This window comes from Cyanobium sp. NIES-981, from assembly GCF_900088535.1.
Taxonomy (GTDB): Bacteria; Cyanobacteriota; Cyanobacteriia; order PCC-6307; family Cyanobiaceae; genus NIES-981.
This window is the reverse complement of the sequence record NZ_LT578417.1, coordinates 1,044,986-1,059,904: the sequence shown is the minus strand read 5'-3', so window position 1 is coordinate 1,059,904 and position 14,919 is coordinate 1,044,986. Positions and strand designations below refer to the sequence as shown.

The 14,919-nt window shown below is 72.2% G+C and carries 9 protein-coding genes; 1 reads left to right on the top strand and 8 read right to left on the bottom strand.

Annotation, left to right across the window (positions count from 1 at the left end; genetic code table 11):
• Positions 1-100: 100 nt before the first annotated feature.
• Positions 101-1,903 (bottom strand): ABC transporter ATP-binding protein, encoded by a 1,803-nt coding sequence (locus CBM981_RS05355; RefSeq protein WP_087067575.1) that lies wholly within the window; start codon positions 1,901-1,903, stop codon positions 101-103.
• A 163-nt stretch (positions 1,904-2,066) separates the two neighbouring features.
• A complete protein-coding gene (locus CBM981_RS05350; protein ID WP_087067574.1) occupies positions 2,067-2,414 on the bottom strand; it encodes an RNA-binding protein in 348 nt (115 codons plus the stop codon).
• A gap of 237 nt (positions 2,415-2,651) precedes the next feature.
• Between CBM981_RS05350 and CBM981_RS05345 the strand changes: the two genes are divergently transcribed.
• Positions 2,652-2,852, top strand: a complete 201-nt coding sequence (locus tag CBM981_RS05345; protein WP_087067573.1) for a hypothetical protein — start codon at positions 2,652-2,654, stop codon at positions 2,850-2,852.
• Positions 2,853-2,918: 66 nt separating this feature from the next.
• On the opposite strand, the gene CBM981_RS05340 is transcribed toward CBM981_RS05345, so the two are convergent.
• From CBM981_RS05340 to CBM981_RS05315, 6 genes are all read right to left on the bottom strand, one after another.
• A complete protein-coding gene (locus tag CBM981_RS05340; RefSeq protein ID WP_369801688.1) occupies positions 2,919-4,739 on the bottom strand; it encodes a DEAD/DEAH box helicase in 1,821 nt (606 codons plus the stop codon).
• A gap of 348 nt (positions 4,740-5,087) precedes the next feature.
• On the bottom strand, positions 5,088-5,486 hold the full coding sequence (locus tag CBM981_RS05335; RefSeq protein ID WP_087067572.1) for a phosphomannose isomerase type II C-terminal cupin domain: 399 nt from the start codon (positions 5,484-5,486) through the stop codon (positions 5,088-5,090).
• A gap of 18 nt (positions 5,487-5,504) precedes the next feature.
• Positions 5,505-7,175 carry an ATP-dependent RecD-like DNA helicase gene (locus CBM981_RS05330; protein ID WP_172820823.1) on the bottom strand — a complete coding sequence of 557 codons (1,671 nt, stop codon included), beginning with the start codon at positions 7,173-7,175 and terminating at the stop codon, positions 5,505-5,507.
• Positions 7,172-10,903: a UvrD-helicase domain-containing protein gene (locus CBM981_RS05325; RefSeq protein WP_087067570.1), complete on the bottom strand. Its 3,732-nt coding sequence runs from the start codon at positions 10,901-10,903 to the stop codon at positions 7,172-7,174. Before CBM981_RS05325 ends, CBM981_RS05330 begins: the two co-directional genes overlap by 4 nt.
• The gene (locus tag CBM981_RS05320) at positions 10,900-14,214 is read right to left on the bottom strand and encodes an exodeoxyribonuclease V subunit gamma (protein WP_087067569.1); all 3,315 of its coding nucleotides are present in this window, start codon (positions 14,212-14,214) and stop codon (positions 10,900-10,902) included. Before CBM981_RS05320 ends, CBM981_RS05325 begins: the two co-directional genes overlap by 4 nt.
• Before the next feature lie 9 nt (positions 14,215-14,223).
• Positions 14,224-14,907 carry a metallophosphoesterase gene (locus tag CBM981_RS05315; RefSeq protein WP_087067568.1) on the bottom strand — a complete coding sequence of 228 codons (684 nt, stop codon included), beginning with the start codon at positions 14,905-14,907 and terminating at the stop codon, positions 14,224-14,226.
• Between the last annotated feature and the right edge of the window lie 12 nt (positions 14,908-14,919).

Below are 14,919 nucleotides of genomic sequence, written 5' to 3'. Positions count from 1 at the left end.
CGATGGAGAGCCTGCGGGCGTGCCGAAGTCTTCATTCCGAAAAGCTATTCCACGGCAGCAGGTGGGCCGGTCGCCGTTGAGCCGGTTGCGCTGGCTGACCTCAGAGCGTGAGGGCCTCATCCCGGCGCAGCCCAGCCTGCACCCGCCAGAGGTTGGCGTAGGCCCCCTCGGCGGCGATCAGCTGGTCGTGGCGGCCGCTCTCCACGATGCGGCCGTGCTCCATCACCACGATGCGGTCGGCATGGCGCACGGTGGAGAGGCGATGGGCGATCACCAGGGTGGTGCGCTCCGCGGTGATCTGCTCCAGGGAGCGCTGGATGGCCGCCTCGGTGTCGTTGTCCACCGCGGCGGTGGCCTCGTCGAGCACCAGCACGGGGGGGTTCTTGAGGATGGCCCGGGCCAGGGCGATCCGCTGCCGCTGGCCGCCCGAGAGCCGCTGGCCGCGCTCCCCCACCACGGTGGCGTAGCCCTGGGGCAGGCCCCGGATGAAGGCGTCGGCCTCCGCCAGCCGGGCGGCGGCCTCGATCGCCTCGCGGCCGGCCTGGAAACTGCCGTAGGCGATGTTCTCGGCCACCGTGCCATGGAAGAGGAACACCTCCTGGCTCACCAGGCCGATCGCCTGGCGCAGGTCGTCGAGGCGCAGCGCGCCGATCGGGATGCCGTCCAGCCGGATCTGGCCCGCCTGGATGTCGTAGAGCCGCAGCAGCAGCTTCACGATCGTGCTCTTGCCGGAGCCGGTGGAGCCCACGATGCCGAGGGTGCTGCCGGCCGGGATCTGCAGATCGAAGTGCCGCAGCAGCGGATCCCGCCCCGGGTAGGCGAAGGAAACGCCCTCGAAGCAGAGTTCACCCCGCACCCGGCTCAGCGGCAGCTGCCGCTGGCCGCCCGGGATCGTCACCGGCGTGTCGAGCAGATCGAGCACCCGGTTCGTGGAGGCCATCGCCCGCTGGTAGTCGTCGAGGGTGCGGCCCAGCGTGGTGAGCGGCCAGAGCAGGCGCTGGGTGATGAACACCAGGAAGGCGTAGGTGCCGGTGGCGATCGTGCCGCGCCAGGCCTGCAGGCCGCCGATCACCAGGATGGCGATGAAGGCGAACAGGATCGCGTAGCGGATCAGGGGCACGAAGGCCGCCGAGAGACGGATCGCGCGCCCATTGGCGTTGCGGTAGGCCTGGCTCTGCTGGCGCAGCCGCTCCAGCTCCCAGGCCTCGGCGGTGTAGCTCTTGATCGTGAGCATGCCGCCGAGGTTCGTGCTCAGGCGGCTGGCGAGATCCCCGGCCTGCTCGCGCACCGCGGCGTAGCGGGGAGCCAGCCGCCTCTGGAAGCGCAGCGAGCCCCACAGGATCACCGGGATCGGGATGAACGACACCCCGGCCACGGCGGGCGAGAGCACCACCATGGCGCCGCCCACGGCCAGCACGGTGGTGATCAGCTGCAGGATCTCATTGGCGCCGTGGTCGAGGAAGCGCTCCAGCTGGTTGATGTCGTCGTTGAGCACGGCCATCAGCCGGCCGCTGCTGCTGGATTCGAAGTAGGCCATCTCCAGCTGCTGGAGATGGCCGTAGGCCTCGAGGCGCAGTTCGTGCTGCACGGTCTGGGCCAGGTTGCGCCACAGCACCCCGTACAGGTATTCGAACAGGGATTCGGCGCTCCAGATCAGGAAGGAGAGCACCGCCAGCACCCCCAGCTGCCCAGGCACGCTGACCACGCCGAAGCGGCTCAGCCAGGCCGTGTTCTGCTGCACCACCACGTCCACCGCAAGGCCGATCAGCACCGGTGGCGCCAGATCGAACAGCTTGTTGAGCACGGAGCAGGTGGCGGCCAGGGCCACCAGGCGGCGGTGGGGCTGCAGGGCGATGAGCAGCCGCTGCAAGGCCGTGGGGGAGGCCGGCGCCTGGTGAGCCATGGGGGGAGGAGCGATCGGTGAGCGCGTACCGCCCACTCTCCCTTGTCGGGGGGAGGCTCTCGGCAGCACCGGCGGCACCAGGCCGGCAAAAAAAACCCGGCCCCAGGCCGGGCACGCTGGGGTCAGCGTTCGATGAGATCAGGGCGGCAGTGCCGACCGGCGCTCACCAGCGGTTGCCGCCGCCCCCGCCGCCATAGCCACCGGCACGGTTGCCGCCACCGCCACCGCCACCGCCGTAGCCGCCACGGTTGCCGCCCCCGCCGCCGCCTTCGCGGGGGGTGGCCTTGTTGACGCGGATCATCCGGCCCATCCACTCGACGTCCTGCAGGTCGTCGATGGCCTTCTGTTCGTCGGCATCGCTGGTGAGTTCAACAAAGGCGAAGCCGCGCTTGCGACCGGTTTCACGATCGAGCGGCAGGCTGCACTGACGGACCTCTCCGTACTGGCCGAAGAGATCGAGCAGGTCCTCGCGTTCAGCCTGGAACGAGAGGTTGCCAACGTAGATGGTCATTAATGGAGCAAAACCTGGAACTGATTCGGGAGATGCTGCGGGTCCAGGGGAAATGGCCAGCGGAAGCTGGACGACCCATGGGGGCGCAACGACGCCTGAAATCGCCCACCACCTTACGGCCGGGCCCGCCGGACTATGGCGAAGGTTGAAGGTGTTGTGAAGACACCCTGTAGAAGTGCCGCTGATCCCCAGGACTGACCCATTGTCAGCAAATCCTGATCCAATCCCGAAGCTGAGATGACGGCCCCTGTTCCCTGGAGCCTCGCCTGGAGCGAGGATGGAGAGCTGGCTCCGCAGGATCGTTTCGACCTGCTGCAGAGCCTGGTGATGAGTGAAACCGAGGAGGTGCAGGCCTCCCTGATCGCCGCTGTGGAAAGCCTCTCGGTGACCGACATCACCACCAGCAGCTACACCTCAGTGACCCGGCTGTGCGCGTGACCCTCCGGCTGCCCCGGGGGCGGCCCGGTTCAGCCCCGGCGCGGTGGTCGCCCCGGGGTGGTCAGCTCAGCCCCGGAAGCGGGAGATCTGCAGGGGCTTGTTCAGCACCCTGAGGCTGCGCAGCCCCTGGAAGATGTCCTCGGGCATCCCCTTGGGAAGATCGATGACGCTGTGGGTGTCGAAGATCTGAATCCGGCCGATCGCCCGGCCCTGCAGGCCGGTCTCGTTGGCGATCGCGCCCACCAGATTGCCCGGCTTGATGCGGTCGCGCCAGCCGAGCTCGACCCGGAAACGCTCCATGTCGGCTTCGGGTGCGCCCACGGGGCGCTCGCTGCGGCTGCGGCGCGGTTCCCGGTTGCCGAACTCCCTGCTGTCGCGGCTCTCCCGGCCATCGCGGCGGTTCAGACCCTGGGAGCGCGCCTGGCTGAAGTCATCGTTGCCGTGGAGCAGCAGTGACTTGCCACCGAGGCTCAGTTCCAGCGCTGCCAGCGCGAGCTGCTCAGGGCTGCAGGATTGCTCCTGGGCCACCCGCTGCACGATCTCGCTCAGGAGGGCCTGCTCCTCGGCGCTGATAGCGCTCTGGTGGAGGGCGTTGGTGAGGCGCTGGCGCAGGCGGTCGAGCCGGTTCTGGTTGATGGTGGCGTTGCTGGGCACCTCCATCGGTTCGATCGGCTTGCCCGCAGCCCGCTCCAGCCCCCCCAGGAAACGCCGCTCGCGCGGGGTGAGGAAGAGGATGGCCTCACCGCTGCGACCGGCGCGACCGGTGCGGCCGATGCGGTGCACGTAGGCCTCGCCGTCGAAGGGGATGTCGTAGTTGATCACCAGGCCGATGCGCTCCACATCCAGGCCCCTGGCGGCCACGTCGGTGGCCACCAGCACATCCACCTGGCCGGTCTTGAGCCGTTCGATCGTGCGTTCGCGCTGGGCCTGGGGCACGTCCCCGTTGAGGACGGCCACGTCGTAGCCGTGGGCCTCCAGCGACTCGGCCACCGTGACGGTGATGGCCTTGGTGCGGGCGAAGATGATCACCCCCTCGCTGCTCTCGCTTTCAAGCACCCGCTCCAGGGCGGCGAGCTTGAGGGGGGCTGGCACGGTCAGGAAACGCTGACGAATCCGACTCGCGTCCGCGGCCTTGGTCCGGATCGTGATTTCGGCAGGGCTGTTGAGGTACTGCTGGGAAATACGCCGGATTTCAGCGGGCATCGTGGCGGAGAACAGCACCACCTGGCGCTGCTCCGGCAGCTGGCCGAGCACCCACTCCACATCGTCGATGAAGCCCATCCGGAGCATCTCATCGGCTTCATCGAGCACCAGTGAACGGAGCTCGGAGAGATCGAGGGTTCCCTGGCGCATGTGATCCATCACCCGCCCGGGGGTGCCCACCACGATCTGGGCGCCGCGCCGGAGATGGTGGATCTGATCGCGGAAGTCGGCACCGCCGTACACCGCCACCGTGCGCACCTGGGGAAGCTGGGCCGCATAGCTGTTGAACGACTCAGCCACCTGCAGGGCGAGCTCCCGCGTGGGGGCCAGCACGAGCACCTGCGGTTTGCGCTGGTCCGGATCCAGACCGGCCAGCAGCGGCAGGGCGAAGGCGGCGGTCTTGCCGGTGCCGGTCTGGGCCTGGCCCACCAGGTCCCGGCCGAGCATCAGCTCGGGGATCGCGGCCTTCTGGATCGGGGAGGGTTCGCTGTAGCCGATGGTCTCGAGCGCCTGCAGGATCTCCGGGCCGAAGCCGAAGCCCGCGAATCCGCCGGAGGCGGTTGAGGTGCTGGCGGCCGCAGCCTCGGAAGAGGGGGCTGATGCGCCGCTGCCGGGGTCAGCGCTGGTGGCGGCCTCAGTGGGCGGCTGGTTCAGGGGGGAATCGCCCAGCGCAGCAGTGGTCACGCCGGTTTCGCTGGAGGATTCAGGACACAACGAAGAAATGCCGCTGATCGGTTCGGTCACGGAAGTCAATGGGGCCTGCACAGGCCGGAGCCTGATGTGATCCTTCTACGCAGGCTGGCAGTGTCCAGAGGTTGAAAAGCTCTGGTTCGCAAGGGGTGGAGTCGTCGCTGATGGCTCCCGCCGGTCGATGACGTTCTCGACGGTGAGGCAGGGCGTGGGGCCGATCGCCTTGGTGTCGATGGTTTGCGCCATGGGGGCGCAGGTCCTTGAAGTACGCGTGAAAGGCGCAGTACTGCCGTGCCCTTGAAAAAGGGGTGAAAAGAAACCTTAACACCAGGCCTTCCCCATTCAGCCCGGCCCCACCGTGCCAGTGCCGCGCCCGTAGTCATCGGCCAGCCGTTCAATGTCCTCCTCGCTCAGGAGCCCGCCGCGCTGCACCTCCACGATCACCAGCGGAGTGGCGTCGTCGGCGCGGGCTCGATGCGCCGCCCCCAGGGGGATCCACAGGCTGGTCCCCGCCCGGGCCGCGTGGGTGGTGCCATCCACCTCCAGCTCCCCCTCGCCGGCCACCACCACCCAGTGTTCGCAGCGGTGGTGGTGGCGCTGCAGGCTGAGCCGCCGTCCGGGCTCCAGCTGCAGACGCTTCACCCGGTAGCCAGGCCCCTCGCCGAGCGTCTCGAACCAGCCCCAGGGGCGGAACACACGCTGGGCAGGCGGATCGGGCAGGGGGCTGTTCGGCGGAACCATGCCGCCAGTCTGGTGGCCTCAGGGCGGCGGGGTGATCAGGTGGGCCTGCTGCCGCGCCCGGGTCAGCGCGGTGTAGAGCAGCCGGTCCGTGGGACGGCCGCTGTCGGGGATCAGCACCCACACCTCCTCGGCTTCGCTGCCCTGGGCCTTGTGCACCGTGAGAGCCAAGGCCGGCTGGGGATCGGGCAGCTGGGCCGGGTGCAGCCACAGGAGCTCACTGCCGCCCCCCGGGGCGAAGAGCAGCCGCCGCCCGGCGCTGGCCTGTCCGTGGGAGGCCCCGGCTGTCCCGGCCGCGTCCACCACGATGCCCACATCCCCGTTGGCCAGCCCCGGGGCAGGGAGATTGCGCTGGCAGAGCACCGGGGTGCCGGCCGGCCAGGCCTGGATCGGCTGCTCGAGCGCTTCGCCCAGCAAGGCCCGGTGCACCGCCTCCACCCCCCAGCGCCCCCGCCGCGCGGGGCTCAGCACCAGCAGGGCATCAAGCTGTTTCAGCAGGGCCCTGGCCGCGGCATGGTCGCCGCTCTCCAGGGCCTGGGCCTGGCGCTGCAGCGCCCGCTGGTGCCGCCGCAGCCGTTCCAGCAGGGCGGGGGGCAGGTGGAGGGGCGAGGCCGGCAGCCAGTGCAGGTTGGCCGTGGCCGGCAGCCGCTCCAGGGTGGGGCACAGGGCGCGCCAGCTGCCGGAAGGCTCGGCGTCTGCCGCTGCCGCTCCCTGCCACCGCAGCTGGTCCGCCACCTGGGCGATGGCGCCGTTGTTGCGGTAAGTGGTGTGCAGCTCCACCACGGCCCCACCCAGAGCCTCACGCCGCCGAGGGGTCTGCAGCTCCAGCAGCACAGCTCCCGGCCGCACTGGTGGGAGCTGGGCGGCATCGCCCACCAGCACCAGGCGGCAGCTGGACGGCAGGGCCTCCAGCACGGCGCCCATCAGCTCCAGATCCACCATCGACACCTCGTCGATCACCAGCAGGTCGAGATCGAGCGGGTGGTGGCGGTGGCGTCCGAAACGCTCTCCCTGGCTCTCCAGCAGCCGGTGGAGCGTGCTGCAGGCCATGGCGGAGCCGCCCCGGGCGCCGGCAAGGGCGGCACGCAGCCGTGCCGCCGCCTTGCCGGTGGGTGCCGCCAGCTGCATGCGGGCTGCGGGAGCGTGAGCGCGCAGGGCTGCCAGCATGCGGGCCACGGTGCTGGTCTTGCCGGTGCCCGGTCCGCCCTGCAGCAGCACCAGCCCGTAGTGCAGCGCCGCGGCCACGGCCCCCCGCTGGTCAGCATCCAGGCCCTCACCCTGGGCGGCAGCCCTTTGCCTGGCCTCCTCGAGGCCGCAGGGCTGCCAGCGGGCTGGTCCGGCCCGCTGGCACAGGGCCTCCAGCACCGCCTCCCGCTGCTGGAACCAGCGCCGCCACAGCAGCCGGTCACCCTCGAGCACCAGCGGACTCCATGGCCCGCTGCACAGCGGGGACGCGGCCAGCTGCTCCCGCTGCTGCGGGTCGGGCAGCACCAGTTCCAGCTCACCGGCGGCCAGCAGGTGGGCCATGGCGGCGAGCGTCGCCTCGATGGCGGGATCGGGGGGGCAGCCATGCAGCCGCGGCAGGGCTTCCACCAGTCCGCCCGTGAGGGCGTCCAGCCAGGCTGGAGTCTGCGGCGCCTGGGCTGGTGCCGGAGTCGCGGCCGGAGTCGGCGCTGAGGTGGGTGCCGTCATGCGGCGGTCCCCCGGGCCTGGCCCAGGCCCGGATCCAGGGCCATGTCCAGGGCGAGCAGGCGTTCCAGCGGTGGGCATTCCACGGCCAGCCCCGGCAGCGGGGCACCGGCCTCGGCCCCCTCCAGCAGCGTGTCCGAGGCCTCCGCAACGCCGCGCAGGAACACGTAGGCGTAGCCGCCCAGGTGGCGGGCGGGGTCGTAGCCGCCCAGACGCCAGCGCAGGTAGCGGTGCAGGGCCACCAGGTAGAGGTGGGCCTGGAGGGGGTAGTGGTTCGCTGCCATCAGGGCCGTGAGGGCCTCCGGCCCGTAATGCCGCGGTCCGCAGCGGCAGGGCTGGCCGTCGGCCCCCCGTTCGCCCAGCCAGTTGCTCTTCCAGTCGGCCACCCACCAGCGGCCCCGATGGCAGAACACCAGATCGATCGAGCCGGTGAGGAAGCCGCGGCCCCGTATGGGGAGGGTCGCAAGCTGGCTGGCGTAGGTGGCCCCGAAGCTGCCGCCCGGGTGCTCCCGGAAGGGGCGGGCCAGGGCGTCGCTGTCCACCGGCCCCAGGGTGAGATCGAAGTTCATCTCGTTGATGCGGGCGTCGCGGGCCAGCCCGGCCAGACGGAAGCTGCCCAGGGGGCCGCCCATCGGGCTCAGCCGCAGCCGCTCGAGCCCCGTCAGCACGGCCTCCAGGTGATCGCTGGCGATGCCGCTGCGGCCGAGCTCCCGCAGCACAGGATCGGCCTGCATGGCGGCGGGTTGCTGGTAGTCGAGGGTCTCCAGGATCCGGTGCAGGCAGTCGCCGGCCTGGGATCCCCGCGGGAAGGCTGCCAGCGGACTCTCCCCGGGCCAGAGCTCCTGCTCCGGTGCCTCCAGCTCGGGCTCGCGCACCAGGGCGTCGGTTTCCCGGCCCTCCTCCAGGGCCTGGGGCGCTGCGGCGTGGCTGCCCCGGGTCCAGCTCGTGTAGCTGCTGCGGCCCCAGCCGAGATCGAGGCGGCGCACCGGCACCGGGCCCAGCTCCAGCGGCCCCTGGGCCGTGGCTGGGGGGATGGCCGGCGGTGGGGCGCCGGCCTCGGGCAGCGCGACCAGGGTCATCGGCACCTCCCGGGCGGCGATCTCCCGCTCCAGGGTCTGGCGCAGCTCGTCATCCCCCTGGGCCAGATAGGGATCGTCGTCGGGGTCCGGCGGCGGAGCCTGGCCCAGCAGCCAGGGGTGCAGGGGGTTTCCCGCCTGCCCCTTCACAGGCCCCCATGCCAGCAGCAGGCGCCGTCGGGCGCGGGTGCAGGCCACGTAGGCCCGCCGCTCCGCCTCCTGGAGGTCGGCGGCCCGGTGCTGCACCAGCGCCTGATGGCCCCGGCCCCAGCGGCTGCTGAGGTGCAGGTCGAGCACCGGTCCGGGGCGATCCGGGGGATGCCAGCGCAGGCCGGGCCCCGGTGGGCTGGGGTTGGGGGCTTTCCACAGGTAGGGGCAGATCACCACCGGATACTCGAGGCCCTTGCTGCGGTGCACCGTCACCACCCACACCGCCTCATCCTCCACGTCGCTGTTGGGCTGGTGGCTCTCGGGGGGGGAGGGGTCCGGCGCCAGGCGCCGCTGCCGCAGCCACTCCGCGGCCGCGGCCGCCCCCAGCTGGTCGCTGTGGATCCGTTCCTGAAGCAGCGTGGCGCACTGGTGGAGATCCGCCAGCAGGCGTCCGCCCCGGCCCAGCCGCGCCAGCCCCTCCTCGTCCAGCAGTGCCGCCAGCACCCCCAGCAGCCCCTGGGAGGCCAGCCCGTCACGGCCCCGCAGCAGGGTCTCGCTGAGCTGATTCCACTGCTCCGGGGTGGCGGCAGCGACGGCGGCGGCGCTCCAGCCCAGCAGGGGTGAAGCCGCCAGCAGCCGCAGCCGGCGCGGATCGCCGGGATGGGCCAGGCCATCCAGCAGCCGCTGCAGGGCCGTGGCGCCAGGGCTGGCGAACACATCCCCGTTGCTCACCAGCCGGCTGGCGATGCCGGCGCGGGCCAGGGCCATCCGCAGCTGCCCGGCCTGGTGATGGGTGTTCACCAGCAGGCAGAGATCGCCCGGGGCCTCGCCGGCCCGGATCTCGGCGGCCACCTGGCTGGCGATCCGGCCGGGCAGCTCCTGCTCCAGCGCCGTGGCGGTGGTGGCGGCTTCACCGGCCTGGCGGTTGCCCCCCAGCCACAGCAGGGCCAGGGGCGGGCCTCCGCGTCCTGCGTCGGTGCCGCCCTCGGCTGGGGGGGAGGGCCTGGGCCGCACCGGCGGCACCTCCAGGCCGGAGCGGCCCAGGCCCGCTGCCATCAGGGTGTTGAGGCCGGCGATCAGGGAAGCGGTGGCGCGGTAGTTGGTGTCGAGCCGGCTGATGCCGCCTCCGGCCGCGGCGGCCTGGAACGCCCGCCGGTAGGTGGCCAGGTCGCCGCCGCGGAAGCGGTAGATGGCCTGCTTGGGATCGCCCACCAGCACCAGCCGGTGGCGCGGGGAATCGAATGCCCGGCACAGGATCCGCCACTGGATCGGGTCGGTGTCCTGGAACTCGTCCACCAGCACGGCGCTGTAGCGCTCCCCGACCGCGTCCAGCAGGGGAGACGGCGCGTTGGGGTCGTCGCCGGGATCGAGGCACTGGAGCAGCTGGCCGTAGCCCATGCGTCCCTGGCGCTCGCGGCGGCGGGCCAGCTCGCGGCACCCCCAGTGGGCGGCATGCAGCAGGAGCGCCTCCGCCGGCCCCTCCCGCAGGGCAGCCACCGCCTCCATCAGGGGGCGCTGGGGCAGGCTGGGCTCCAGGCCGCGGTCGCCGGCGGCGGAAGCCTCGATCGGTCGGGCCACCTTCAGGAAGGCCCCGGGGTGGAAGTAGTCCACCAGCTCCTTCTGCCCGAGGGTGGCGGCGTAGTTGCCCGCACTGCCCTGTCCTGCGATCCAGGCCGTCACCTCCTGGTGGCGGTCCTTCCGCGGCCTGGGGCTGTAGGGGGTCGTCTTGCTGTGTCCCTGGGCGCGCCACTGGCCGGCGGCGGAGCGCAGGTCCGCCTCCAGGGCCTCGCCGCCCTGCTGCCACAGCTGCCGAAACTCCATCCAGCGGCGGTCCCACAGGGCCTGCAGTTGCGGGGCCAGGGGGTGGTCGGCCCCCATGCCGTCCGGTAGCGGATCCAGCTCCAGCGCCGGATCGCCGTCGAGTCTCTGCACCACGCTCACCAGCGCTTCCGGACCCTTCACGAACGTCTGCACTCCCTCCAGCAGGTGCAGGGGCAGGGCGAGCACCTGCTGGCGCCAGTAGTCGTGGCACACCTGGCGCACCAGCGGGGTGGCGTCGGTTTCGAGCTGCAGCTCGGGGGGGTGGCCGGCCTCCAGGGCCTGGCGCTGCAGGGTGCGCAGGCAGAAGCCATGGATGGTGGTGATGTCCGCGCCGTCCAGCTCCTCCAGCGCCAGCAGCAGCGGCGCCCGCAGCAGGTCGGCCCGGGGCCGTGCCCAGCGGAGCCAGGCTGCCAGGCTGGGGTCCGGTGACCCCTGGGAAGGGGCCTCCTGCTCGAGGCCGATCAGGGCCTGTTGCAGCCGCCGGCCGATCCTGTCGCGCAGCTCAGCGGCCGCCGCATTGGTGAAGGTCACCACCAGCAGCTGGCGCCATGGCACCTGGGCTTCGCTCAGGTAGCGGAGCACCAGATGGGCGAGGGAGAAGGTTTTCCCCGTGCCGGCACTGGCCTCGAGCAGCCGCAGGCCCGGGTCCAGCGGAAAGGTGTGGGCATCAAAGCGTTCGGTCATGTCTGCTGCTCCACCAGCGGGCCCATCAAGGTGTTGGCGCAGCACTCCAGCGGGTCCTGGAGCAGTTGGGCCGCAGGAAGATCGGGGCCGAAGCAGAGGGCCTGCTCCGGTTCCTCCCGTTCACCAGGGCGCTGGAAACCGCCTTCCCAGCAGGCGATGGCGGCGCTTCTGCCCTTGGTCAGCAGGGCCCAGCCGGTGTCGGGCGGCACCGGCCAGCAGCGCTGACGCCAGCGCTCCCGCAGGGCAGCCAGCCGCCGCAGCTCGGCCTGGGCAGCGGGGATGTCGGGAGGGCGGAGCCGCAGCTGTTCGCCGAAGCCCTTGTCGCCGCGGGCCACCAGCACGCCTGCCTGCGGTCCCTGACCGGCGGCGGCCGCCAGCAGCAGCCGCAGCCACAGATCCAGGCGGTGGCGGCTGCGGGCCCTGGCGGGGTGCACCTGCACCAGGGTGTCGCCACGCCATGCCAGGGTCGACGCCCACAGGTCCCACAGGGCTGGTTCCTGCCGCGCGGGCCCGAGCCGCTCCAGAGCGGCCTGGAGATCGCTCCAGCGGCGGGAGAGCTGCCGGGCCTCGAGGATGCCGCCCGCCGCCGGGGGCAGCAGATTGCGGCCGCGCTGCCCCAGCAGCCAGGCCTGCGGTTCCTCCAGGCCGACCGGCGTTGATGGTGTTCCGCTGGCGTCCGGCGCCTTCCCCAGGGCCTCCCGCAGCAGCCGCGAGCGCTGGCGCTCATCCAGAGCGGCGGCGTCGAGGTCGTCGACCAGATCGGCCCATTCCCGGGGCTGCAGGCCAAGCCCCCGCAGCCAGCTCGCCTGGGGCTCCATCGCCCAGCGGCGCAGGTCCTCGAAGGCCGCGTTGGGGCATCCCTCGTCCGCGGGCGGCTGCGGCCCGGCGGCCACTCCCTCCGGGGGGGGCGCCGTGGCCGCCAACTGGCGTGGCGGTTGCCGGCTGCCGGCGGCGTCCAGCCGACGCCGGGCCGCCAGCAGGCGGCGATCACAGCTGGCGGGGGGGCGCTCTGCGGAGGCAAGGAAGTTGCGGCGATCCAGGGGATTGGCCGGATGGATCACCTCCAGCTCGCCCGCCTGCTCCCCCAGCTGGTGCCTGAGCCACACCATCCACTGGCTCACCGGAGTGGCGGGCTGCAACGGTTCGCCGTTGCGCTCATCCCGGCAGTTCCAGGTCACCAGCAGGTGGTCGCGGGCTGAGAGCACCGCCTCCAGCAGGGCGTAGCGGTCCTGATCGGCCGGGCTCGGGTCGCCCAGTTGCCGCGCCCGCTCCAGGTGGTGGAAGCCGGGCCGCTGCCGCTGGCGGGGAAAGCTGCCCGCATCCAGACCCATCAGCACGATCACCCGGTGGGGAATCGCCCGCATCGGCTCGAGGGCACTGATGGTGAGCGCGCCGCTGCGGTGGCCGAACCGCCCCGCATCCGCCGCCAGCCGTTCCTCCAGCACCGCTGCCACCACCGGGGCTGCCAGCTCCAGCTCACACCCCGCCGCCGCCTGCTGCCAGGCGTCGATCGCCTCCAGCAGCTGGGGCAGCTCCCAGCTCGTTTCGCCCGTGTCACTGAACAGATCGGCCAGGGCGGCTTTCAGGCTGCTGTCCCAGGCGGGGCCGGGCCGCGGCTGCCGCCACTGCTGCAGCCAGTGCCGCAGGCGCTGCAGCAGATGCAGCCAGCGGCCCACCTGCTCCAGATCGGCAGGAGCCCTGAAGGGGGCGGTATCCGCTGGAGCCAGCCCGGGCTGTTCGGGCAGCACCAGGCCGAGCAGCAGCCGGTCGATGGCCCAGCTCAGGCTGCCCGTGCATTCGCCACCCCGTTCCTGGCCGTCCAGGCCCCAGCGGAAGCCCGCCTGCTGCAGGGTGCGGTGCAGGGCGGTGACGGCCTCGCCCTCCAGCTGGAAGCGCTCCCCCAGCGGGGCACTCTCGAGCAGCGCCTGCAGCGAGGAGGCCGTGAGGCGCTCGCCCGCCTGCCGCAGCAGGGCCAGCAGGGTGCGGCTGAGGCCGGCCTGGCTCTGCTGGCTGCGGTCGGTGAGCCGCCACTCGAGGGCCACTCCGGTGGCATCGCGATCCCCGAACACCGCCGCCACCAGCGGAGCGAAGTCATCCACCTGGGGCGTCATCACCAGCACGTCGCGAGGCTCGAGCGTGGGGTCGTCGTGCAGGAGCTGGAGGATGCGATCGCGCACCAGCTCCACCTGGCGCCACCGCCCCGGGCAGGGATGGAACTCCAGGGAGCTGTCCCCGGGGGTGCGCTGCAGGCCCGGGGTGGTGGCGGGTTCCGCCAGCTGGCGTTGCAGTTGCCGCAGCAGCGTGGGCTGCCGGGATCCCTGCCGTCCGGAGGCGTCGCCGGGACCCTGGTGGGGCTGGAGCGTGCAGGGATCGAGGAAGAGATCGCCGTAGGCACTGCTGCCGAGCTGGCACTCCCCGGTTCCCTCCAGCAGCTGCTGGAACTCCGCCCCGAGCCGGCCGAAGCGGGCCTCGAGGCCGTCCGCCCGGCTGAGCCAGTCGCTGCCGAGGGGCTGGCGCAGGGCCACCGCGTCACTGAGGGCGGCGCGCCGGTTGGTGCAGTGCTGCCAGAGGTCGGGGCAGGGGGTGAGCAGGTAGAGGTCCACCGCCAGGTGGGCGCTCACGGCGTGGAGCAGTTCCACCTGCACCGGGGCCATGCTGCTGAGGCCGAAGAGCCGCAGCCGTCCGCTGCGCCAGGGGCCGTCGCCGGGCGGTTGCCATTGGTGCCCGCGCAGTCGAGCGGTGGCCTCCCGCACCTTCAGCGCGAAGGGTTTCTCCCCCAGCCGCTGGCGGAGTTCCCGCACCAGCAGGGCCTGCCAGTCGCTGCCGTCGTCGCGCCCCTGCCACCACTGCTCCAGGAGATCGGGACGGTAAAGGGCGTAGTCGTCGAGGGCATCGGCGATGCTGCGGCCCAGCTGCCAGCGGGCCAGATTCAGCTCCCGCGGGGAGCCGCCACGGCGGATCAGCCATTGCGCGAGGGGGGCCGCCGCCGGCTGCGCCGCGAGCGCGGGCAGCACCTCCAGCACGGGCCAAACCAGCTCGGTGGCGCGCCAGGGGTCGGGCCCGCCGCCGCTCTCCTCGCCCAGGACCGCCTGCACCAGCCTGCGCAGCTGGCTGCCGGGGAAGGGGTAGCGGATGTGGGCAGCGATGCCGCCGAGTTGTTCAGCCAGCTGTTCTCCCAGCCAGCGGCTGGTGGGCCAGGTGTTCACCACCACCTCCACCGGCTCGAAGGGGGGCGGCGGCGTTTCGCGCAGCTGGGCGGCCAGGAGGCTGGCCAGGGTCTCGGCGTTGTTGCTGCGGTAGATCGTGAGCACCGGGCGTGCTCAGGAGCGGCAGACCTGACGCAGGGCGTCGCGGGTTTCGTTCCCGAGCCCCGTCCGCATGAACCAGGGGCGCGCCCCCGGCACGCTGCGGCTGCAGCCGGTTTCCGGGCAGTAGGCCGAGAGCAGGCCCCCGTAGCAGGCGCCGGTGTCGATCAGCACGATCCTTCCCCGGGCCTGCCGGCGCACCCCATGGCCGGGGGTGTGGGCGACGATCACGTCGCCGAAGCGGCCGTCGTAGGCCTCCCAGAACGGCATCCTCACCGTGAGCGAGGGTTCCCAGGTGGTGGGATCGAAACCGGCGTGGGTGGCCACCCAGCCGTCGCCGGCGTAGGTGAGGGGCAGCGAGGCCAGCCGATCGAGCCACAGCCGGCAGCTGCGGTCGCCCAGTTGCCGGTAGGTGTCGCAGCCGGCGAGGGTCTGCTCGGCCTGCCAGTCGCCCCGGCCCAGGGCCTTCACCAGATCGGCCTCGTGGTTGCCCTGGAGCCACACGGCCCGCCCGCTGCACACCAGGGCCCAGGCCAGCTCCATGCTGCGCTCGATCTGGGGGCCCCGGTTGATCACGTCGCCGCAGAGCACGAGTCGATCACCGCTCGGCAGCTCCTTCACCAGCTGTTGCAGGGCTTCCGCACAGCCGTGAACATCCCCGATGACCCAGTGGCGGGCAGGGGCTGAGGGGGACGACATCAATCCGGGGCG